The organism is Agromyces sp. Marseille-Q5079, assembly GCF_051016555.1.
Classification (GTDB): Bacteria; Actinomycetota; Actinomycetes; order Actinomycetales; family Microbacteriaceae; genus Agromyces.
The window spans coordinates 148,267-169,306 of record NZ_JBPEJF010000003.1; the positions used below are offsets into that span (position 1 = coordinate 148,267).

23 protein-coding genes are annotated in these 21,040 nt (G+C 68.7%); 19 read left to right on the top strand and 4 right to left on the bottom strand.

The annotated features are described in order from the left end of the window. The first annotated feature begins 59 nt into the window (after positions 1 to 59). The 15 genes from ACR3IO_RS08205 to ACR3IO_RS08275 all read left to right on the top strand — a co-directional run bounded on the left by ACR3IO_RS08205 (position 60) and on the right by ACR3IO_RS08275 (position 12,965). Positions 60 to 962, top strand: a complete 903-nt coding sequence (locus ACR3IO_RS08205; protein WP_434070706.1) for an ATP-binding cassette domain-containing protein — start codon at positions 60 to 62, stop codon at positions 960 to 962. Then, positions 959 to 1,804 carry an ABC transporter permease gene (locus ACR3IO_RS08210; RefSeq protein ID WP_434070707.1) on the top strand — a complete coding sequence of 282 codons (846 nt, stop codon included), beginning with the start codon at positions 959 to 961 and terminating at the stop codon, positions 1,802 to 1,804. The genes ACR3IO_RS08205 and ACR3IO_RS08210 overlap by 4 nt, the downstream gene beginning before the upstream one ends. A 142-nt stretch (positions 1,805 to 1,946) precedes the next feature. Then, positions 1,947 to 2,753 carry an L-threonylcarbamoyladenylate synthase gene (locus ACR3IO_RS08215; protein WP_434070708.1) on the top strand — a complete coding sequence of 269 codons (807 nt, stop codon included), beginning with the start codon at positions 1,947 to 1,949 and terminating at the stop codon, positions 2,751 to 2,753. Then, on the top strand, positions 2,750 to 4,066 hold the full coding sequence (locus ACR3IO_RS08220; protein ID WP_434070709.1) for an MraY family glycosyltransferase: 1,317 nt from the start codon (positions 2,750 to 2,752) through the stop codon (positions 4,064 to 4,066). Before ACR3IO_RS08215 ends, ACR3IO_RS08220 begins: the two co-directional genes overlap by 4 nt. Continuing rightward, positions 4,066 to 4,545 carry a hypothetical protein gene (locus ACR3IO_RS08225; RefSeq protein WP_434070710.1) on the top strand — a complete coding sequence of 160 codons (480 nt, stop codon included), beginning with the start codon at positions 4,066 to 4,068 and terminating at the stop codon, positions 4,543 to 4,545. The genes ACR3IO_RS08220 and ACR3IO_RS08225 overlap by 1 nt, the downstream gene beginning before the upstream one ends. 214 nt (positions 4,546 to 4,759) lie before the next feature. Next, the gene (gene atpB, locus ACR3IO_RS08230; protein WP_434070711.1) at positions 4,760 to 5,539 is read left to right on the top strand and encodes a F0F1 ATP synthase subunit A; all 780 of its coding nucleotides are present in this window, start codon (positions 4,760 to 4,762) and stop codon (positions 5,537 to 5,539) included. Between the two features lie 45 nt (positions 5,540 to 5,584). Further along, positions 5,585 to 5,818, top strand: a complete 234-nt coding sequence (gene atpE, locus ACR3IO_RS08235) for an ATP synthase F0 subunit C (RefSeq protein WP_022888426.1) — start codon at positions 5,585 to 5,587, stop codon at positions 5,816 to 5,818. A 28-nt stretch (positions 5,819 to 5,846) separates the two neighbouring features. Then, a complete protein-coding gene (locus ACR3IO_RS08240; RefSeq protein WP_434070712.1) occupies positions 5,847 to 6,413 on the top strand; it encodes a F0F1 ATP synthase subunit B in 567 nt (188 codons plus the stop codon). Positions 6,414 to 6,416: 3 nt separating this feature from the next. Next, positions 6,417 to 7,214, top strand: a complete 798-nt coding sequence (locus ACR3IO_RS08245) for a F0F1 ATP synthase subunit delta (protein WP_434070713.1) — start codon at positions 6,417 to 6,419, stop codon at positions 7,212 to 7,214. Positions 7,215 to 7,291: 77 nt separating this feature from the next. Beyond that, positions 7,292 to 8,932 carry a F0F1 ATP synthase subunit alpha gene (gene atpA, locus ACR3IO_RS08250; protein WP_434070714.1) on the top strand — a complete coding sequence of 547 codons (1,641 nt, stop codon included), beginning with the start codon at positions 7,292 to 7,294 and terminating at the stop codon, positions 8,930 to 8,932. A 44-nt stretch (positions 8,933 to 8,976) separates the two neighbouring features. Continuing rightward, positions 8,977 to 9,873 (top strand): F0F1 ATP synthase subunit gamma, encoded by an 897-nt coding sequence (locus tag ACR3IO_RS08255; protein ID WP_434070715.1) that lies wholly within the window; start codon positions 8,977 to 8,979, stop codon positions 9,871 to 9,873. A 23-nt stretch (positions 9,874 to 9,896) separates the two neighbouring features. Continuing rightward, entirely contained in the window at positions 9,897 to 11,357 is a 1,461-nt protein-coding gene (atpD, locus tag ACR3IO_RS08260) for a F0F1 ATP synthase subunit beta (protein WP_434070716.1), read from the top strand. 2 nt (positions 11,358 to 11,359) lie between these two features. Further along, on the top strand, positions 11,360 to 11,620 hold the full coding sequence (locus ACR3IO_RS08265; protein WP_434070717.1) for a F0F1 ATP synthase subunit epsilon: 261 nt from the start codon (positions 11,360 to 11,362) through the stop codon (positions 11,618 to 11,620). 10 nt (positions 11,621 to 11,630) lie between these two features. Continuing rightward, positions 11,631 to 12,203 carry an AAA family ATPase gene (locus ACR3IO_RS08270; RefSeq protein ID WP_434070718.1) on the top strand — a complete coding sequence of 191 codons (573 nt, stop codon included), beginning with the start codon at positions 11,631 to 11,633 and terminating at the stop codon, positions 12,201 to 12,203. After that, the gene (locus ACR3IO_RS08275) at positions 12,204 to 12,965 is read left to right on the top strand and encodes a YaaA family protein (RefSeq protein ID WP_434070719.1); all 762 of its coding nucleotides are present in this window, start codon (positions 12,204 to 12,206) and stop codon (positions 12,963 to 12,965) included. It begins immediately after the preceding gene. A gap of 92 nt (positions 12,966 to 13,057) precedes the next feature. On the opposite strand, the gene ACR3IO_RS08280 is transcribed toward ACR3IO_RS08275, so the two are convergent. Beyond that, positions 13,058 to 13,660: a DNA-3-methyladenine glycosylase I gene (locus ACR3IO_RS08280; protein ID WP_434071163.1), complete on the bottom strand. Its 603-nt coding sequence runs from the start codon at positions 13,658 to 13,660 to the stop codon at positions 13,058 to 13,060. A gap of 5 nt (positions 13,661 to 13,665) precedes the next feature. Next, on the bottom strand, positions 13,666 to 14,157 hold the full coding sequence (locus tag ACR3IO_RS08285; protein ID WP_434070720.1) for a methylated-DNA--[protein]-cysteine S-methyltransferase: 492 nt from the start codon (positions 14,155 to 14,157) through the stop codon (positions 13,666 to 13,668). A 187-nt stretch (positions 14,158 to 14,344) separates the two neighbouring features. Here ACR3IO_RS08285 and ACR3IO_RS08290 point away from each other — a divergent pair, with 187 nt between their 5' ends. Then, positions 14,345 to 15,499 carry a DUF4192 family protein gene (locus ACR3IO_RS08290; protein WP_434070721.1) on the top strand — a complete coding sequence of 385 codons (1,155 nt, stop codon included), beginning with the start codon at positions 14,345 to 14,347 and terminating at the stop codon, positions 15,497 to 15,499. A 42-nt stretch (positions 15,500 to 15,541) separates the two neighbouring features. On the opposite strand, the gene ACR3IO_RS08295 is transcribed toward ACR3IO_RS08290, so the two are convergent. Beyond that, positions 15,542 to 16,927, bottom strand: coding sequence for an aspartate aminotransferase family protein (locus ACR3IO_RS08295; RefSeq protein ID WP_434070722.1), 1,386 nt, complete (start codon positions 16,925 to 16,927; stop codon positions 15,542 to 15,544). 12 nt (positions 16,928 to 16,939) lie between these two features. After that, complete coding sequence (locus tag ACR3IO_RS08300) at positions 16,940 to 17,422, bottom strand: Lrp/AsnC family transcriptional regulator (protein ID WP_434070723.1); 483 nt, start codon at positions 17,420 to 17,422, stop codon at positions 16,940 to 16,942. A gap of 209 nt (positions 17,423 to 17,631) precedes the next feature. Between ACR3IO_RS08300 and ACR3IO_RS08305 the strand changes: the two genes are divergently transcribed. Genes ACR3IO_RS08305 through ACR3IO_RS08315 form a run of 3 tightly spaced genes read left to right on the top strand, consistent with a single transcriptional unit; the run spans position 17,632 to position 20,958 of the window. After that, a complete protein-coding gene (locus ACR3IO_RS08305; RefSeq protein ID WP_434070724.1) occupies positions 17,632 to 19,065 on the top strand; it encodes an aminobutyraldehyde dehydrogenase in 1,434 nt (477 codons plus the stop codon). A gap of 31 nt (positions 19,066 to 19,096) precedes the next feature. Next, positions 19,097 to 20,149 carry an FHA domain-containing protein gene (locus ACR3IO_RS08310; protein ID WP_434070725.1) on the top strand — a complete coding sequence of 351 codons (1,053 nt, stop codon included), beginning with the start codon at positions 19,097 to 19,099 and terminating at the stop codon, positions 20,147 to 20,149. Continuing rightward, positions 20,146 to 20,958, top strand: a complete 813-nt coding sequence (locus ACR3IO_RS08315) for a PP2C family protein-serine/threonine phosphatase (RefSeq protein WP_434070726.1) — start codon at positions 20,146 to 20,148, stop codon at positions 20,956 to 20,958. The genes ACR3IO_RS08310 and ACR3IO_RS08315 overlap by 4 nt, the downstream gene beginning before the upstream one ends. Positions 20,959 to 21,040 lie beyond the last annotated feature (82 nt).

Consider the following 21,040-nt stretch of genomic DNA (forward strand, 5'->3'; position numbering starts at 1 on the left):
CTGTAGACGCGCTACACAGTTTATTCGATACGCAGAACTCATCGAACGGAGTGAACACCATGCAACTCGCCATCGACGCTCGCGGGATCCGCAAGCGCTTCGGTCGCACCGACGTGCTGGCGGGGCTCGACCTCGCCGTGCAGGCCGGCACGATCTTCGCCCTGCTCGGACCGAACGGTGCGGGCAAGACGACCACCATCAACATCCTCACGACGCTCGTCCGTCCCGACGAGGGCACGGTGCACGTCGCCGGCCACGACGTCGTCGCACAGCCCGACGAGGTCAAGCGGCGCATCAGCCTCACCGGCCAGTCGGCGGCCGTCGACGAGGTGCTCACCGGGGCCGAGAACCTCGTGATGTTCGGCCGGCTCTCAGGACTCTCGACGCGGGCCGCCAAGCGCAGGGCCGACGAGCTCCTCGAGCGCTTCGACCTCGCGGATGCCGCGACCCGGCGCCTCTCCACCTACTCGGGCGGCATGCGACGACGTCTCGACCTCGCGCTCAGCCTCGTCGTCGAGGTCCCCGTGATCTTCCTCGACGAGCCCACCACCGGACTCGACACCCGCAGCCGGCAGGAGCTCTGGCGGGTCATCCGCTCGCTCGCCGACGACGGGGCGACGGTCTTCCTCACGACCCAGTACCTCGAGGAGGCCGACCTCCTCGCCGATCGCATCGCCGTGCTCGACCACGGCCGCGTCGTCGCCGAGGGCACCGCCGACGAGCTCAAGTCCCTCGTGGGTGGCGAGGTCGTCGAGCTCCGTGACGGTGACGGGGCGCTCCTCGCCGAGCATCCGACCGACGGCACCGTGCACGGGCTCCGCGGCGCGATCGAGGAGATCGACCTGCTCGCCGCGGCATCCGCCGACGGCGCGACCGTCTCCATCCGTCGCCCGAGCCTCGACGACGTGTTCCTCCAGATCACCGGGCACGACCGCGCCCCCGAGCTCCAGGAGTCACGATGACCGCCACGACCACCGACACGTCCGCGGGCACCGCGCTCGCCGCCGCTCGCCGCACCGGGGCCGCGCCGACCCTGCGTCCCCGCCTCAGCGCGCTGACCGCCGAGCGGGTCTTCATCGGCCGCAGCTTCACGCACTCGGTGCGCGACGTCGAGTCCATGCTCATGGCCGTCATGCTCCCCGTGATGCTCATGCTGATGTTCACGTGGATCTTCGGCAACGCGATCGACCCCACGGGAAGCTACGTCGACTACGTCGTGCCCGGCATCATCCTGCTGTGCGCGGGCTTCGGCGCGAGCTCGACGGCCGTGTCGGTCTCGCGGGACATGACCACCGGCGTCATCGACCGCTTCCGCACCATGCCGCTCAGGAGCGGGGCCGTGCTCACCGGACACGTCGTGGCGAGCCTCGTGCGCAACCTCGTCGCGACCGCCGTGGTCATCGGGGTCGGCCTCCTGGTCGGGTTCCGGCCGTCGGCCACCCCGCTCGACTGGGTCGGGGTCCTCGCGCTCGTCGCCGTGTACATCCTCGCGATCACCTACCTGTTCGCGGCGATCGGACTCGCGGCGAAGACGCCCGAGGCGGCGAGCGGCTACGGCTTCATCCTGCTCTTCCTGCCGTACGTGTCGAGCGCCTTCGTGCCGGTCTCGACGATGCCGGACTGGCTGCAGCCCGTCGCCGAGAACCAGCCGATCACGCCGGTCATCGAGACCCTCCGGGCATTGCTCACCGACGCCCCCATGGGCGACGAGGCGTGGTGGGCGGTCGGTTGGTGCCTGCTCATCATCGTCGGCGCGGCGCTCTGGGGCGCGTGGCTCTTCCGTCGCAAGGCGGGTCGTCGCTGAACCCGACACCAGGGGCGGATGCCGCGTGCGCACGTTCGCACGCGGCATCCGTGCGCCCCGCTCCATCGCGACGGCGCCCGCGATGCCCGCGATGCCCGCGAACCCGGGACCGCCGGGCGCGCTGGTCTAGAATCGAGCGGTCATGACTGCCATCTACGACTGTTCGGTCGAATCCCAGCTGCTCACGGGCATGCGCCTCGCACGCGGAGCGATCGGCCGCGGCCAGCTCGTCGTCGTCCCGACCGACACGGTCTACGGCCTCGCGGCCGACGCCTTCGACGCCGCCGCCGTGGCGCGCCTGCTCGAGGCGAAGGGCCGCGAGCGCACGTCGCCGCCGCCGGTGCTCATCCCCGGCATCCCCACCCTCGACGCGCTCGCCCGCGAGGTGCCCGAGCCGGTGCGCCGCCTCGTGGCCGCGTTCTGGCCGGGCGGGCTCACGGTGATCCTTCACGCGCAGCCCTCCCTCAGCTGGGACCTCGGCGAGACGCGCGGCACCGTGGCGCTGCGCATGCCCGACAACCACTTCGCGCTCGAACTGCTCTCCGAGACCGGGCCGCTCGCCGTCTCGTCGGCCAACCTCAGCGGCATGCCGTCGGCCACGACCGCGGCCGAGGCGTCCGAGATGCTCGGCGACTCGGTGGCGGTCTACCTCGACGGCGGGCCCGCGGGCACGGGCTACGAGGCCATCGGCGAACGGCCGGGCGACACCTCCTCGACCATCGTCGACGCGACGGGGCTCACCGCCGACGGGGGAGTGCTCCGCATCGTGCGGGCCGGCGTCATCTCGCGCGAGCGCATCGCCGAGGTGGTCGGCGAGGAGCTGCTCGCGCCGGCCGCGGAGGCCCCGGGTGTCGCGGACGCCGTGGGCGCACCGCCGGCGAGCGGGTCCGCGACCGAGGGCGCCGAGCCCGCGGCATCCGACGACGCGACGGATGCCGCCGCCTCATGACCCTCTTCCTCGCGCTCGCCCTCGTGGCCGCGCTCGTGACCCTCGTCGGGTCCTACGTCGTCTGGAAGCTCAGCCTGAAGTACCGGCTGTACCCCAAGATCCGCGAGCGCGACGTGCACACGCGCCCGACGCCCCGGCTCGGCGGCATCGCGATGTTCGTCGGCATCCTCGTCGCGTTCGGCGCCGCGTGGTTCGTCTCGAGCCTCGGCCCGACGCGGTTCGCGAACGTCGCGATCATCTTCCAGGACCCCGCGCAGGTGCTCGCCATCCTCGGGGCGGCCCTTTTGATCGTGCTCATCGGCGTGGCCGACGACATCTGGGACCTCGACTGGACGACGAAGCTCGCGGGGCAGTTCATCGCGGCGGGCCTCATCGCCTGGCAGGGCGTGTCGATCGTGTCGCTGCCCATCGGCGGCATCCTCGTCGGCTCGTCGTGGATGTTCGCGACGCTCACCGTGTTCGTCATCGTGCTCGTGATGAACGCCGTCAACTTCATCGACGGACTCGACGGGCTGGTCGCCGGAGTCTCGCTCATCTCGAACGGCGTGTTCTTCGTCTACACCTACCTGCTCGTCCAGCAGACCTCGCCGACCAACTACTTCAACCTCGCGTCGATGATCGCGATCATCCTCGTCGGCGCCTGCGCCGGCTTCCTGCCGTTGAACTGGCGCCCCGCGAAGCTGTTCATGGGCGATGCCGGGGCGCTGCTCGTCGGGCTGCTCATGGCCACCTCGGCCATCGCCGTGACCGGACAGTTGAATCCCGCGGGCGTCGGCTTCAACCAGCTCTTCGCGGCCTTCATCCCGATCATCCTGCCGGTCATCGTGCTGCTGATCCCGCTGCTCGACTTCGGCCTCGCGGTCGTGCGTCGCCTGCGTGCGGGCAAGTCGCCGTTCGCGGCCGATCGCAAGCACCTGCACCACCGACTGCTCGATATGGGGCACTCGCACCTGAACGCCGTGCTCATCTTCTACGGCTGGACCGCAGTCGCCTCCATCGGATGCCTCCTGACGTATGTGTTCCCCGTGTACCTGGGCATCAGCGCGCGGTGGGCCTTCCTGCTGCTCGGGGTCGGGTTCGTCGCCTGCGCCATCGTCACGCTCGCGCCGCTCGGACGCCGCAAGCGCCTCACGGTCGCCGCGGAGGCCATGCCCGAGGCCGAGAGCGCCGTCGCGGCGGGCGAGCCGGCCGCGGAACTCGTCGTGTCCGACGAGCTCGGCGCCCCCGGGGAGCTCGTCGCCGTCGACGAGCTCGACCGGCGTCCGCTCAGCGAGCCCTCGGTAGAATCGGGCGACCCACGAACTGGAGCCTGATGACCGACGCACGACCTGAATCCGCCGATCGCACGCCGACCTCGAATCCCGTGCTGCGGCGCGCCCTCACCCTCGGCGGCATCGTGGCCGCCGCGCTGTTCGTGGTCACCGCCGTGCTCGGCTTCGTCTTCGCCGGCGGTCCCGGTCTCGCCGGCGCGCTCGTCGGCACGGCCATGGCCGTCGTCTTCATGGGCATCACGGCCGCGAGCATCCTGATCGCCAACCGGTTCTCGTCGAGCGACCTGTTCGTGGGCGCGTTCTTCGGCATCGTGCTCGGCGGATGGCTCCTGAAGTTCATCGTCTTCATCGTGCTCGTCGTGCTGTTGCGCGACGCCGCGTGGCTCGACACGACCGTGCTGTTCCTCAGCCTCGTCGCGGGCGTCATCGCCTCGCTGGTCGTCGATGTGATCGTCATCACGACGTCCCGGATGCCGCACGTCAGCGACGTGGAACTGCCCCCGGCGCCGACCGACGACTAGTTTTCGACGTCGTGTCGAAGTCGGGGTGAACGAACTTCCCCGGCGATTCGTCCGATGCCCGAAGTATTGCTAGAGTAATGGAGATCCCCCCGGTAAACGCCTGCTTCGGCATGTGCGTGAAACCGTTCCGATGTTCGTCGTCGCGAGAGCAGAGCTCCACGCCCCGAAACAGGAGATAGCGCTGCTAGCTAACGCTCTGAACCTTCTGGTTCCGATGTCAACCAACGATGGTGAATTCCACGGGCCGTCAATCGACGAATTCTTCCCTGGAGCGCTGTTCTTCGAAGGCACCCCGTTCGAGATCAACCGCATCATGCTCGTCCGCTTCTTCGCGGTCGGCGCATTGCTCTTGCTCTTCTGGCTCGGCACCCGGCACCTCCGTATCGTGCCCGGCCGATTCCAGAGCCTCGTCGAGATGGGTCTCGACGTGGTGCGTGTCAACGTCGCCGAGGACCTCCTCGGCAAGAAGGACGCCCGGCGCTTCCTGCCGATCCTCACGACGATGTTCTTCATGATCCTGTTCATGAACCTCACGGGAATCATCCCGGGGTTGAACATCGCCGGCACCTCCGTCATCGGCGTGCCGCTGGTCCTCGCGATCGTCTCCTACGTGACCTTCATCTACGCGGGTATCAAGAAGAGTCCCAAGAACTTCTTCAAGAACGCGCTCTTCCCCTCGGGTGTTCCGTGGCCGGTGTACATCATCGTCACGCCGATCGAGCTGATCTCGACCTTCATCATCCGCCCGATCACGCTGACCCTGCGACTCATGATGAACATGATCGTCGGTCACCTCCTGCTCGTGCTCTTCTTCGCAGCCACGCAGTTCTTCGTCTTCACCCTCGGCGGTTGGTGGACCCTCGTCGGCGCCGGAACGTTCGCCTTCGGGTTCGCGTTCACGCTGTTCGAGATCCTCGTCGCCGTCCTGCAGGCATACGTCTTCACCCTTCTCACCGCGGTCTACATCCAGCTCGCGGTCGCAGAAGAGCACTGAGCCCGGGCACCCGCCCAGAAACATCCCTAGGAAAGGAAACCCAACGTGGACGCAACCACCGTTCTCGCTGAGATCAACGGCAACATCGCGACGGTCGGCTACGGCCTCGCAGCCATCGGCCCGGCCATCGGCGTGGGCATCGTCGTCGGCAAGACCATCGAGGGCGTCGCCCGTCAGCCCGAGCTGGCCGGCCGCCTCCAGGTCCTGATGTGGATCGGTATCGCCTTCACCGAGGCGCTCGCCTTCATCGGTATCGCGACCTACTTCATCTTCGTCTGATCCACCCGCCGCAACTGAGGAGGCCAACGTGCTTCATGCAGTACTGAGCGCTGCAACCGAGGGTGGCGAGACCCACAGCCCGGTCATTCCCGAGCTGTACGACATCCTCTGGTCGTCGGTCTGCTTCGTCATCATCCTGATCTTCTTCTGGAAGTACGTGCTGCCGCGCGTCCAGAAGATGCTCGATGAGCGTGCCGAGGCGATCGAGGGCAACATCGCGAAGGCCGACGAGGCCCAGCGCAAGGCCGAGGCCGCCCTCGAGGAGTACACCGCCCAGCTCGCCGACGCGCGTGCCGAGGCGGGTGCGATCCGAGAGAGCGCTCGCGAAGACGGCAAGAAGATCGTCGCCGAGGCCAAGGAGACCGCCGTGGTCGAGGCGACTCGCGTCACCGCGAGCGCCCAGGCGCAGATCGAGGCCGAGCGCCAGTCCGCGCTCGTCTCGCTCCGCTCCGAGGTCGGCACGATCGCGATCGACCTGGCTTCCGGCGTCATCGGCGAGTCGCTCACCGACGACCAGAAGGCCCAGGCCGTGGTCGACCGGTTCCTCGCCGACCTCGAGGCGTCCGAGAAGGCCGCCGCAGGGGAGACGAAGTAACCCATGGGCAGTGCTACGAGAGAAGCCCTGGCCGCGACACGAGCCTCGCTCGCGTCGTTCGGCCGGGCCGACCTGCAGGTCGCGGAGGATCTCCTCGCCGCCGGTCGACTCATCGCCGGTTCTGCGCAGCTGCGCAGCGCACTCACCGACAACGAGGCCGATGAGGCCCAGAAGCGACAGCTGGTCACCTCGGTGTTCGGCAGCCGCCTCGCGCCCGGCGCGCTGAGCCTGCTCACCGCCGCAGCGTCGAACCGGTGGTCGAGCCAGGCGGACTTCCTCGACGGCATCGAAGAGATCGGCTTCCGTGTCGCAGCGGATGCCGCGGGCGAGGGCGTCGAACTCGACGCCGAACTGTTCGCCTTCGAGCGCACGGTGGCTTCCGACTCGGAGCTCGAGCTCGCGCTCGGTTCCAAGCTCGGCGCGAACGACGCCAAGTCGAAGCTGGTCGAGCGACTGCTCGGCACCGGCTCCGTCGACCCGGCGACGCTCGCGGTCGTCCGGCACCTGGTGCTCTCGCCCAGGGGCCGTCGCATCGGCGCCATGCTGCGCGGCGCGGCATCCGTCGTCGCCGACCAGCGCGGCTTCGCGGTCGCGACGGTCACGACGGCTGTGGCGTTGAACGACGCCCAGCTCGCCCGGCTCGAGCAGGGCCTCGCCGCACAGGCGGGCCGCCGCATCCGATTCGACACGATCATCGATCCCGCCGTGCTCGGCGGGGTTCGCGTGCAGATCGGCGACGACGTCATCGACGGCAGCGTCGCCTCGCGCCTCAGCTCGCTGAGGCAGAAGCTTGCCGGCTGACGCCGGACGACAACGACCGGCGTCTCGCGCCGCGACAGACCAGTAGCTGTACAACCGGTACAGAAAAGGGAAAGACAATGGCAGAACTCTCCATCAGCCCCGATGAGATCCGCTCGGCTCTCACGGAGTTCGCCTCGGCCTACGAGCCGGGCACGGCGCAGAAGACCGAGGTCGGATACGTCACCGACGCCGGCGACGGCATCGCGCACGTCGAGGGACTGCCCTCGGTCATGGCCAACGAGCTCATCCGGTTCGCCGATGGCACGCTCGGCCTCGCGCTGAACCTCGACGAAGACGAGATCGGCGTCGTCGTGCTCGGCGAGTTCACCGGCATCGAGGAGGGCATGGAGGTCACCCGCACGGGCGAGGTCCTCTCCGTCCCCGTCGGCGAGGGCTACCTCGGCCGTGTCGTCGACCCGCTGGGCAACCCGATCGACGGTCTCGGCGAGATCACCGGTCTCGAGGGCCGTCGTGCGCTCGAGCTCCAGGCTCCCGGCGTCATGCAGCGCAAGTCGGTGCACGAGCCGCTCCAGACCGGCATCAAGGCGATCGACGCCATGATCCCCGTCGGCCGCGGCCAGCGTCAGCTGATCATCGGCGACCGCCAGACCGGCAAGACGGCCATCGCGATCGACACGATCATCAACCAGAAGGCCAACTGGGACTCGGGCGACGTCAACAAGCAGGTCCGCTGCATCTACGTCGCGATCGGCCAGAAGGGCTCGACCATCGCCTCGGTGAAGGGCGCGCTCGAGGATGCCGGAGCCATGGAGTACACGACGATCGTCGCGGCTCCCGCCTCCGACCCCGCCGGCTTCAAGTACCTCGCGCCGTACACGGGCTCGGCCATCGGCCAGCACTGGATGTACGACTCCAAGCACGTCCTCATCATCTTCGACGACCTCTCGAAGCAGGCCGAGGCCTACCGTGCCGTGTCGCTGCTCCTGCGTCGCCCGCCGGGACGCGAAGCGTACCCCGGTGACGTCTTCTACCTGCACTCGCGTCTGCTCGAGCGTTGCGCCAAGCTCTCCGACGAGCTCGGTGCCGGCTCGATGACGGGCCTGCCCATCATCGAGACGAAGGCCAACGACGTGTCGGCCTACATCCCGACGAACGTGATCTCGATCACCGACGGCCAGATCTTCCTCCAGTCCGACCTCTTCAACGCCAACCAGCGTCCGGCGGTCGACGTGGGAATCTCGGTCTCGCGAGTCGGTGGCGACGCGCAGGTCAAGTCGATCAAGAAGGTCTCGGGCACGCTGAAGCTCGAGCTGGCGCAGTACCGCTCGCTCGAGGCGTTCGCGATGTTCGCATCCGACCTCGACGCGGCGAGCCGTCGTCAGCTCGCCCGTGGCGCACGCCTCACCGAGCTGCTCAAGCAGCCGCAGTACTCGCCGTACCCCGTCGAGGAGCAGGTCGTCTCGATCTGGGCCGGCACGAACGGCAAGATCGACGAGGTTCCCGTCGAGGACGTGCTGCGCTTCGAGCGCGAACTGCTCGACTATCTCGGTCGCAACACCACGGTGCTGAGCGACCTCCGCGAGACGAACGTGCTCTCCGACGAGACCGTCGCGGCGCTCGAGTCCTCGGTCGACAAGTTCAAGCTCGAATTCCAGACCGGTGAGGGCAAGCCGCTCGCATCCGTCGGCTCCGAGAAGTTCGAGCCGATCGACGCCCAGGACGTCAACCAGGAGAAGGTCGTCAAGTCGAAGCGCTGAGCTTCGCACGACTGATCGATCGACTCTAGGACTACAGGAGAGACATGGGAGCGCAACTTCGGGTCTACCGGCAGAAGATCAAGTCTGCCCAGACGACGAAGAAGATCACCAAGGCGATGGAGCTCATCGCCGCCTCGCGCATCCAGAAGGCGCAGGCGAGAGTGGCAGCTTCGACGCCGTATTCGCAGGCGATCACGCGTGCGGTCTCGGCCGTGGCGACGCACTCGAACGTCGACCACGTGCTGACGACCGAGCCCGAGCGCATCGAGCGGGCCGCGATCGTGATCCTCACGTCGGATCGCGGCCTCGCCGGCGCGTTCAACTCGCAGGTCCTCCGCGAAGCGGAGCAGCTCAGCGAGCTGCTCCGCTCGGAGGGCAAGGAGGTCAGCTACTTCCTGGTCGGGCGCAAGGCGGTCGGGTACTTCGCGTTCCGCCGACGCGAGTTCGAGCAGCAGTGGACCGGGAGCTCCGAGAGTCCTGACTTCGATCTCGCCAAGGAGATCTCCGACGCAGTGCTCGAGGCCTTCCTCCGGGATGCGTCCGACGGCGGCGTCGACGAGATCTTCGTCGTGTACAACCGCTTCGTGAGCATGATGACGCAGACGCCCTCCGTGGTCCGTCTCCTGCCCCTTGAGGTCGTCGAGGGCGTCGCCGACGCCACCGCAGAGGTCGAGCCGCTCTACGAGTTCGAGCCCGATGCCGAGACCGTGCTCGACTCGCTGCTGCCGGTCTACATCGAGAGCCGCATCTTCAACGCGCTGCTCCAGTCCTCCGCCGCCAAGCACGCGGCGACCCAGAAGGCTATGAAGTCGGCCAGCGACAATGCCGACAACCTCATCACCGACTACACCCGCCTCGCGAACAACGCACGCCAGGCCGAGATCACGCAGCAGATCTCCGAGATCGTGGGCGGCGCCGATGCGCTCGTCGCCGCCAAGTAGCAACTCAGAAAAGAGAGAGCAGAATGACTGACACCGCAACCGCGCCGGTCGCCGAGCGTGCCGCCGGCGCCGTCGGACGCATCGCCCGCGTCACCGGCCCCGTCGTCGACATCGAGTTCCCGCACGACTCGATCCCCGAGATCTACAACGCGCTGAAGACCGAGATCACCATCGGCGACCAGACGACCGTGCTGACCCTCGAGGTCGCCCAGCACCTCGGCGACGACCTCGTTCGCGCCATCGCCCTGAAGCCCACCGACGGCCTCGTGCGCGGCCAGGAGGTCACCGACTCCGGAGAGGCGATCTCCGTCCCCGTCGGCGACGTCACCAAGGGCAAGGTCTTCAACGTCATCGGCGAGGTCCTCAACGCCGAGCCCGGCGAGCAGATCGAGATCACCGAGCGCTGGCCGATCCACCGTCGTCCGCCGGCATTCGACCAGCTCGAGTCCAAGACGCAGCTCTTCGAGACCGGCATCAAGTCGATCGACCTCCTCACCCCGTACGTGCAGGGTGGAAAGATCGGCCTGTTCGGCGGTGCCGGTGTGGGCAAGACCGTCCTCATCCAGGAGATGATCCAGCGCGTCGCGCAGGACCACGGCGGTGTGTCCGTGTTCGCCGGTGTCGGCGAGCGCACGCGTGAGGGCAACGACCTCATCCACGAGATGGAGGAGGCGGGCGTCTTCGACAAGACCGCCCTCGTCTTCGGCCAGATGGACGAGCCGCCGGGAACGCGTCTTCGCGTCGCCCTCTCCGCGCTCACGATGGCGGAGTACTTCCGCGACGTGCAGAAGCAGGACGTGCTGCTCTTCATCGACAACATCTTCCGCTTCACGCAGGCCGGTTCCGAGGTCTCGACGCTGCTCGGTCGCATGCCGTCCGCGGTGGGCTACCAGCCGAACCTCGCCGACGAGATGGGTGTGCTCCAGGAGCGCATCACCTCGACGCGTGGCCACTCGATCACCTCGCTCCAGGCGATCTACGTGCCCGCCGACGACTACACCGACCCTGCTCCGGCGACGACCTTCGCCCACCTCGACGCGACGACCGAGCTCTCGCGCGAGATCGCCTCGAAGGGCCTCTACCCGGCCATCGACCCGCTGACCTCCACGTCGCGGATCATGGACCCCAGGTACCTGGGCGCCGACCACTACCGCGTCGCGACGACGGTCAAGCAGATCCTCCAGAAGAACAAGGAACTGCAGGAGATCATCGCCATCCTCGGTGTCGATGAGCTCTCCGAGGAAGACAAGATCACGGTGTCGCGTGCACGCCGCATTCAGCAGTTCCTCTCGCAGAACACGTACATGGCCAAGAAGTTCACGGGCGTCGAGGGTTCGACCGTTCCGCTGAAGGACACGATCGAGTCCTTCGACGCGATCGCCCGCGGCGAGTTCGACCACGTGGCCGAGCAGGCGTTCTTCAACGTCGGCCCGATCACCGACGTCGAGGAGAACTGGGCTCGCATCCAGAAGGAGAACGGCTGAGCATGGCCGCACTCAATGTGAGCGTCGTCTCGGCCGACCGGGAGATCTGGTCGGGCGAGGCGTCCATGGTGGTCGCACGCACGGTCGAGGGCCAGATCGGCATCCTGCCGGGCCACGAGCCGATGCTCGCGGTCCTCGCGAGCGGCGAGGTGCGCGTGTCGTTGCCCGGCGGCGAGAAGGTCACGGCGAATGCCGAGGACGGATTCCTGTCGGTGCAGTCGAACGTGGTGCAGGTCGTCGCGTCCCGCGCGAGCCTGAGCTGAGGCTCAGCGGATGCAGGGGGAGCAGCCGCTTGATCGACAGTTCGGCGAACTGTCGATCACACAACTGGTCGTGATGGCAGGTCTGCCCGGAGCCGGGAAGTCGACGATCGCAGAGATCGTCGGCGCCCGGCTCGGGGCGACCGTCGTCTCGGTCGATCCGATCGAGTCCGCGATCCTGCGAGCCGGCATCGACGCCGGCGAGCCGACCGGTCTCGCGGCGTATCTCGTGGCCGAGGAGATCGCCGAGAAGGAGCTCGCCTCCGGACGCACGGTGATCGTCGATGCGGTGAATGCCGGCGAGGCCGCGAGGCTCCAGTGGCGTGACCTGGCCGTGCGCACCGAGGTCAGGCTCCGCGTGGTCGAGGTGTACTGCTCGGATGAGGCCCTTCACCGTGCCCGTCTCGAGAAGCGGGAGCGTGGGCTCCCTCACCTCGAGGAGACGACGTGGCGCGCCGTCGAGCAGAGCCTGGAAGGCTACGCTCCGTGGACCGGTCCGTCTTCGGCGCTGCCTCGGGTGAGCATCGACAGCGTCGAGTCGCTCGGCTCGAATGTCGACGCGACGCTCGCGTTCCTCGCGTCGTAGATGCTCCTCCTCCTGCCGCCTTCGGAAACGAAGCGCGAGGGCGGTGACGGCGCAGCCCTCGATTTCTCGCGCCTGTCGTATCCGGAACTCACCGGCCTTCGAGCCGAACTCGTCGATCGTGTCGTCGCGCTGTGCGCGGATGAGGCGGCCGCACTGCGCGCGCTGAAGCTCGGTCCGCGTCTCGTGAGCGAGGTCGAGCACGATCGGCTCCTGCTCACCTCGCCGACGATGCCCGCGCTCGATCGCTTCACCGGCGTGCTGTTCGACGCCTTGGACGCCGGGTCGCTCGATGCCGAGGCACGGCGTTTCGCGGCTGAGACCACGTTCGTGCATTCGGCGCTGTTCGGCTTGCTCGGAGCGCTCGATCCGATTCCGGCGTACCGGCTGTCGCACGATTCGAGGGTGCCCGACATCACGCTGCGTCGATACTGGCGCGCGTCGCTCTCGGCGCGCATCGAGGAGCACGAGGGCGTCATTGTCGACCTCAGGTCTGAGGCATACGCAGATCTCGGGCCCGCGCCGGTGCGTGACGGGAGCGTGTTCGTCCGCGTGGTCTCGGTCGACGGCGAGGGCAGGCGGCGAGCCCTGAACCACTTCAACAAGCAGGCGAAGGGCCGCTTTACGCGTCGGTTCCTCGAGACACGACCCTCGATCGAATCGGTCGACGACCTGGTCGACTGGGCCACGAGCGAGGGCTTCGTGCTCGGCCTCGGCGCGGATGCCTCGGACCGGACACCGCGAGAGCTCGACCTGGTCGCCTGAGCAGGTGCCGGCGGGACCCCGCCCGGCCTGCAGCGTTTGAGCGGGACGTGGCGATTGCGGCGGTCAGCCTGGCGGTGCGGCCGTGAACGCAATCAGCTCGCGGCAGCCGGCGACGAAGAGGGCCCGGATCGGAAGCAGCCTGCGAGGTGGTCGTCGACGAGCCCGGCAGCCTGCATGAGCGCGTACATCGTGGTCGGGCCGACGAAGCGGAAGCCGCGCTTGCGAAGCTCCCGACTCAGGGCGTTCGATTCGGGCGTGATCGCCGGAACCTCGGCGAATGAGGTCGGGGCCTCGCGCGGCGTCTCTGGAGCGAAGCTCCAGATGAACTCGTCGATCGGCTGATCGAGGTCGAGCGTGGCGCGGGCATTGCCGATGGTGGCCTCGATCTTGCCGCGGTGTCGAATGATCCGTTCGTCCGCAAGGAGTCGCTGCACATCGCTCTCGTCCATCGCCGCGACGCGTACGACGTCGAAGTCGTGGAACACTTCACGAAATGCCGGCCGGCGCCGGAGGATCGTGATCCACGAGAGGCCGGCCTGGAAGCCCTCGAGGCAGATCTTCTCGAAGAGCAGGGTGGGGTCGTGCTGCGGACGGCCCCATTCGTCGTCGTGGTAGCGGCGATACTCCTCGTCGCCTGCGCTCCACCCGCAGCGCGTCAGCCCGTCGTCGCCGCGCGTGAGCTCGGGACGTGGAATCACGCTCACGCGGCGAAGCCGATCTTCTCGTGGCCGAGAAGCCAGAGCTTCGTCGGGACGCCTTCGCCGCCCGAGTACCCGGTGATGCGTCCGTCGGAGGCGAGCACGCGGTGGCAGCCGATGATGATCGGCACCGGATTGGCGCCGACGGCCCCGCCGATGGCCCGAGCTGACCCGGGCTTGCCCACGGCGGCCGCGAGCGCGCCGTACGAGGTCGCGTCACCATGGCGGAGGCGGCGGAGCCGCTCCCAGACAGCGCGTTGGAACTCGGTGCCCTCCAGGTGCACGGGGAGGTCGAATTCGGTGCGCACTCCGTCGAAGTACTCGGCGAGTTGCGTCTTCGCCCGTTCGAGGACGGCGTCGCTGTGTTCGGGCTCGCCATCGTGGAGGAGCGTGCCGTCGTGCTCGATCGACAACGCGGTGATCGCGGAGCCGTCGGCGATGATCTCGATGCGCCCGATCGGGCTGTCGATGCGGACGAGGTGGCGTTCGGTCATGGTTCGAGCGTAGCCACGGCGACCGACATCCACTCGCGGGAATCGGACACGGCGACGGATCCCGACCCGACGCCGATGTCGAGGACGAGTGGGCGAGACTCCCTCAACAGGCCGCGCCGAGGCCGGAGCGTCCGTCGATCGGGGAACGACCTCGGCGGTGGTCGCGATCGCATCGAGTATCGGTCGCATGACCGCCATCATCCGCGCCGCATCGGCGCACGACTTCCTCGCCCTCGTCCCGGAGCTCGCCGGTTTCCACCCGCGCGATTCCCTCGTGTGCGTGGCCTTCACGGGCAACCGCACCGCCGGCGTCCTCAGGCACGACCTCCCGGCCGAGTCCGGTGCGCACGAGGCGCTGGTCGCGGCGGTCGTCGGCACGATCTGCCGGCTTCCCGATGTCGACGCGCTCGTTCCGATCGTCTACACCGACGAGACCTTCCTCGAGCACGGCGGGCTCCCGCAGCGGTCCCTCCTCGACCTGCTGGTCGATCGAGCGGAGCAGGCCGGCTTCGTGGTGCGGGACGTGCTGTGCCAGGCGCGTGATGGGTGGGCGTCGGCGCTCGACCCGGAGGCACCGATCGGCGGGCGTCCGCTCGGGCTCATCTCGGCCAGCGCCGCGGCACGGGGGGTGCCGGTCTCCGAACGCTCGTCGGGTTCGGACCAGGCGGGCGCCCTGCCGGAGCCCGACCCGCAGACCGCGATCGCGATCGCGGCCGCGCTCGAGCAGTTCGCCGGGAGCGCGACCGCGGAGGCCGCGATCGCCGCGCTCGGCCGGTTCGCCGATCCGGTGGAACTCGTCGAATCCCTGCTGGGGCGTCGTCGCCGTTCGTCGGCGTCGGCTCCCTCGCGACTCGCGTGGTTCCTGGACCTCGCCGCACGACCTCCGATCCGCGATGCCATGATGCTCCAGATCGCCTTCGGCAGCGTCGTCGCGGAACTCGCGCTCGACGTCGCCGACGTCACGATGCCTGACGAGGCCGGAGATGTCGGCCCGGTCGTCGATGCGGAGCCGGTGTTCGCAGGACGCGCACGAGCCGAGGTCGACGATCTGCTCGCACGGCTCCTCCTGGGGCAGACGATGCTCAGGCCAGATCGCCGGCGCGTGGAACGAGCCCTCGAACTGCTGCGCGGACTCATCGCGAACGCGCCGACCGAGGCGCGCCCGGGGGCCTGCTGCATCGCGGCGTGGCTGGCCTGGTCGCTCGGCCGTGGCTCCGTCGCCGGTGCGCTGCTCGAGCACGCCCTGGCCATCGACGTCGAACACTCGATGGCGCGGCTGCTCGACGACTTCATCGGCACCGGGGCGCTCCCCGAATGGGCATTCGCCAGTGGGGGATGGTGAGCGCGTGCCGACGCCATCGGCGGCGGCACGCGCTCGGCGCGGTCAGAGGCGGTTGGAGGCCTCGGTGAGCACGCTGCGCAGGATCTGCTCGATCTCCTGGAACTCCGGCACGCCGATCGTGAGCGGCGGCGACAGCTGGATCACCGGGTCGCCGCGGTCGTCGGCGCGGCAGTACAGGCCGGCGTCGAACAGCGCCGTGGAGAGGAATCCGCGCAGGAGGCGCTCGGACTCATCCTCGTTGAAGGTCTCGCGGGTCGCCTTGTCCTTGACGAGCTCGACGGCGAAGAAGTACCCGGCGCCGCGGACGTCGCCGACGATCGGCAGGTCGTTGAGCTTCTCCAGTTCGGAACGGAACAGCGGCGAGTTCTCGCGGACGTGCTCGAAGAGGTGCTCCTCCTCGAAGATGTCGAGGTTCTCGAGCGCCACCGCGGCCGAGACCGGGTGCCCGGCCCAGGTGTATCCGTGGTAGAAGGTGGTGTCGCCGTGCTTGAAGGGCTCGTAGACCTTGTCGCTGATGATCGTCGCGCCCATCGGGGCGTAGCCCGAAGTCATCGCCTTGGCGCACGTGATCATGTCGGGCACGTAGCCGTACTCCTCGCACGCGAACATGTGGCCGATGCGTCCGAACGCGCAGATGACCTCGTCGGAGACGAGCAGCACGTCGTACTTGTCGCAGATCTCGCGGACGCGCTGGAAGTAGCCGGGGGGCGGCGGGAAGCAGCCACCGGAGTTCTGGACGGGTTCCAGGAACACGGCGGCGACCGTGTCGGGGTCCTCCATGAGGATCTGCTCCTCGATGCGGTTCGCCGCCCAGATGCCGAAGGCCTCCTCGTCGTCGGCGGGCGCACCCATCTCGGCAGCGCGGTAGAAGTTCGTGTTCGGAACGCGCAGGCCGCCCGGCGTGATCGGCTCGAACGGGGCCTTGATCGGCAGGCCGGTGACCGCGAGCGCGCCCTGGGGCGTGCCGTGGTAGGCGAGCGCCCGGGAGATCACCTTGTACTTGGACGGGCGACCCATGAGCTTCCAGTAGTTCTTCGCCAGCTTGTACGCGGTCTCGACCGCCTCACCGCCGCCGGTGGAGAAGAACACGCGATTGAGGTCGCCGGGCGCGTGCTCCGCGAGACGGTCGGCGAGTTCGATCGCCTTCGGGTGCGCATACGACCAGATCGGGAAGAAGGCGAGCTGCTCGGCCTGCTTGGCCGCCACCTCGGCGAGACGCTTGCGCCCGTGACCGGCGTTCACGACGAACAGCCCGGCCAGGCCATCGATGTAGCTCCGGCCCTGGATGTCGTAAATGCGGTGGCCCTCGCCGCGCGTGATGATCGGCACCCCGGAGGTCTCCATGGTGGACTGCCGTGCGAAGTGCATCCACAGGTGGTCCTTCGCCATCTTCTGCAGTGTCGCGTTGTCTTCTACTCGATCGGTCATGATCGGTCCCTTCTAGCGAGTGCCCCAGTTGTAGAACTGCTTCTGGAGTTTGAGGTAGACGAACGTCTCGGTCGAGCGCACGCCCGACAGGCTTCGGATTCGCGAGTTCAGCAGCGAGATGAGTTCGTCGTCGTTCTCGCAGACCACTTCGGCGAGCACGTCGAAGCTGCCTGCGGTGAGGACGACGTAGTCGATCTCGGGGATGTCGGCCAAGGCGGCCGCCAGTTCGCGCGTGTCGCCCGATGCCCGGATGCCGATCATCGCCTGGCGAGTGAACCCGAGCTGCATCGGGTCGGTCACGGCGACGATCTGCATGACGCCCGATTCCGTGAGTCGTTGCACGCGTTGGCGCACGGCGGCCTCCGAGAGCCCGACGGCCTTGCCGATATCGGCGTAGGACCGCCGCCCATCGGCCTGCAGCTGCTCGATGATCGCCTTCGACACATCGTCGAGGTGCACCGGCCGCGGCGGGCCCGTCCGCGCCGTGTTCGTCATGCAGCCGATTGTTACAGTCGGAATGCCACCATGCAAGGGATTCCGTTGAAATTCACGCAAAATGCAACGGATTCCCATGCAATCGCTCGCAATCACCCACGAGATCCGATTACGATGGCCCACGATCCCGGCGCCCGACGAACGGATGCCGCGGCCGGCGGACGACGCGATCGCACACGTCGACCGCGCTTCGCGACGAGGAGAGCAGCATGACCGCAGCACCGATCCGAAACTTCATCGGCGGCGAGTACGTCGACGCCCGGGGCGAGGAGCGACTCGACCTGATCGACCCGGCGACCGAGGAGGTCTACGCCGCGTCGCCGATCTCGAACCTCGACGACGTCGCCGCCGCCTACCGAGCCGCGTCCGACGCATTCGAGGTGTGGAGTGAGACGACGCCCGCCGAACGCCAGCTCGCGCTGTTCCGCATCGCCGACGCGATGGCGGACCGCGCCGAGGAGTTCGCCGACCTCGAGTCCCAGGACACCGGCAAGCCGCGGGCGAGCCTCGTCGCGGATGAGATCATGCAGTCCGTCGACCAGCTGCGCTTCTTCGCCGGCGCCGCCCGCAACCTCGAGGGACGGGCCTCGGCCGAGTACCTCTCCGGCCACACGTCGTTCATCCGCCGCGAGCCGATCGGGGTCATCGGCCAGGTGACGCCGTGGAACTATCCGTTGAACATGGCCGTGTGGAAGGTCGCGCCGGCGATCGCCGCGGGCAACACCGTCGTGCTGAAGCCGTCCGACACGACGCCGCTGTCGACGCTGCTGCTCGCCGAGGTGGCGGCCGAGTTCCTGCCCGCCGGAGTCCTGAACGTCGTGACCGGCGACCGCACCACGGGTGCCGCCGTCCTCGGACACGACCGAGCCGACATGGTGGCCATCACCGGCTCCGTCCGCGCCGGCATGGAGGTCGCCAGGGCCGCGGCATCCGACCTCAAGCGCGTCCACCTCGAGCTCGGCGGGAAGGCTCCGGCCATCGTGTTCGCCGATGCCGACCTCGCCGCCGCGGCGGCCGGGATCGTCGCGGCCGCGTTCTTCAACGGCGGCCAGGACTGCACCGCCGCCACGCGCGTGCTCGTGCACGAGTCGGTGCACGACCGCTTCGTCGAGCTGCTCGTCGCGAACGCGGCGGCCGACGCCCGCACCGGCGGACCGCGAGAGGACGGCGTGCTCTACGGGCCGCTCAACAACGCGAACCAGCTCGCGCAGGTCGCCGGTTTCGTCGAGCGCCTGCCCGAGCACGCGAAGGTCGTGGCCGGCGGTCGTCGCCACGGCGATCGCGGCTACTTCTGGGAGGCCACGATCGTGACCGGCGTCCGCCAGGACGACGAGGTCGTCCAGCGGGAGATCTTCGGGCCGCTGCTGACGGTGCAGCCGTTCACCGACGACGCCGACGCGCTGGAGAAGGCGAACGACGTGGACTTCGCGCTCGCCGCCTCGGTCTGGACGAGCGACCACACCCGCGCGATGCGGTTCGCGAAGCACCTGGACTTCGGCTGCGTGTGGATCAACACCCACATCCCGTTCGTCTCGGACATGCCGCACGGCGGATTCAAGCACTCCGGGTACGGCAAGGACCTCTCGAACTACGGCTTCGAGGACTACACGCGGATCAAGCACGTGATGAGCGCGATCGGCTGACCGCGCCCGCGAGTGATGCGAGACTTGGCACATGGTCGGTGGAACCGTGACGAGCGCGTCCCATGTCGGGCGTTCAGCCTGGGACGTGGTGATCGGCGATCGCTTCATCGCGGCACTGGCGGCTCCCGCCGACGATCGTGCGATCTCCGCCCTTGCGGAGGCGGCGGGCGACCCGGGCGTCGGCATCGAACGCCTGGTCGAGTCGGTTCCGGGGCCGACATCGGATCGCGACCAGGGATTCGCCATCGTGTGGTGGCCGGATGACGGCTCCGAGACCGTGACCGCCGTGGTGCGCGGCACCGCGATCGTCGACCTCGAATCGCCCGGCGGGTCCCGACGGTTCGACGCGAGAGGCATCCGCCCTTGGCACCTCGCCGAGTTCCGCGACGTCACCGGCGTGCGCGTGACCGGTGCCGAGGCACCGCTCGACCGGCTCGGCACGGCCACCGAGCGCGTCCGCCACGCCAGGGCGAGCCTTCGGGCCTCGACGGTCGAATGGGTCCAGTCGGAGGACGCCGGTCGGCCGGATGCCGCGGAGCCGACGCCCGACGACGAGGACACCGTGCTGCGCGGAGCCCGACCGGCACCCGACGTGGCCACGGTGCCCCTCATCCCGCGGGACCTGCCGTCGGTCGGGGGCCAGCCCGCGTTCGCCGACGCGCCGGCACCGGAGCCGCCGCACGCCGTCCCGCCGCGGGCGGCGCCGATGGTGCGCATCGGCCGCGGCGAGGCGCGGACCGTCGGCGCCCCGATCCTCATCGGCCGGCGACCCAGTGCTCCGCGGACGCCGTTCTCGCGCACCGGGGTGCCCGAACTCGTCGCCGTCAGGTCGCCGACCGGCGTGGTCTCCGGCACCCACCTGGAGCTCCGCGTCGAGGGATCCCGACTCGTCGCCACCGACCTGCGGTCGACGAACGGGACGCTCCTCCGTACGCCCGCCGGGCAGCGGCGGCTCCGGGCCGGCGAGTCGATCGTGCTCATCGAGGGCAGCTCACTCGACCTCGGAGACGATACGATCGTCGAGGTCCTCCCCGCCCGAGAGGACGTCACCAGCCCGAACAGAGACGACAGGCCCACCTCGTGACGCAGATCGGACACGGCAACTCGCGGCATCCGATCGCGCTGCCCGACGGCACGAAGATCACGATCGCCTGGGCCGCGGCCACCGACACCGGGCATCGGCGCCAGGTCAACGAGGACAGCTTCGTGGCGCAGGCGCCCGTGTTCGCGGTCGCCGACGGCATGGGCGGGCACGCGGCCGGGGACTTCGCCAGCGCGGCCGTCGTGACGCGCCTGGCCGAGTACGGCGGCCGGCTCACCATGGGCACCGCCGAGATCGACCACGCGCTCGAGCTCGCCGTGCAGGACATGGTGCACGGCCGCGGCGTCACCGATGAGGGCAGCGGCACGACCGTCACCGGGGTCGCGCTGGGCGTCATCTCCGACGAACCCGCGTGGATCGTGTTCAACATCGGCGATTCCCGCGTCTACCGTCTCGTCGGCGGCGTGCTCGAGCAGCTCACGGTCGACCACTCGATCGTCCAGGAGCTCGTCGATTCGGGCCAGATCACGCGCGACGAGGCCGACACGCACCCGCATTCGAACGTCATCACGCGGGCCGTCGGATTCCATGAGACCCCGATCCCCGACTACCGCGCGATCGCGATCGAACCTGGCATGCGACTGCTGATCTGCTCCGACGGCCTGACGAAGGAACTCACCTCCTACGGCATCCGGCATTTCCTCATGGCCGACCGTGCACCGGAGCGGGCTGCGTCCCACCTGCTCGAGGCCGCGCTCGGCAACGGCGGACGCGACAACGTGACCGTGCTGATCGTCGACGTGCTCGACGTCACCGCGCCCGCGACCGGCGGGCACGCGGCCTCCGCCTGACGGCTCGATCACCGGGCTCCCTGCCAGCCGACGACCGTAGAATGATGGCAGTCGGTGTGTCGCCGTGGTCCCCGCGGCCCCG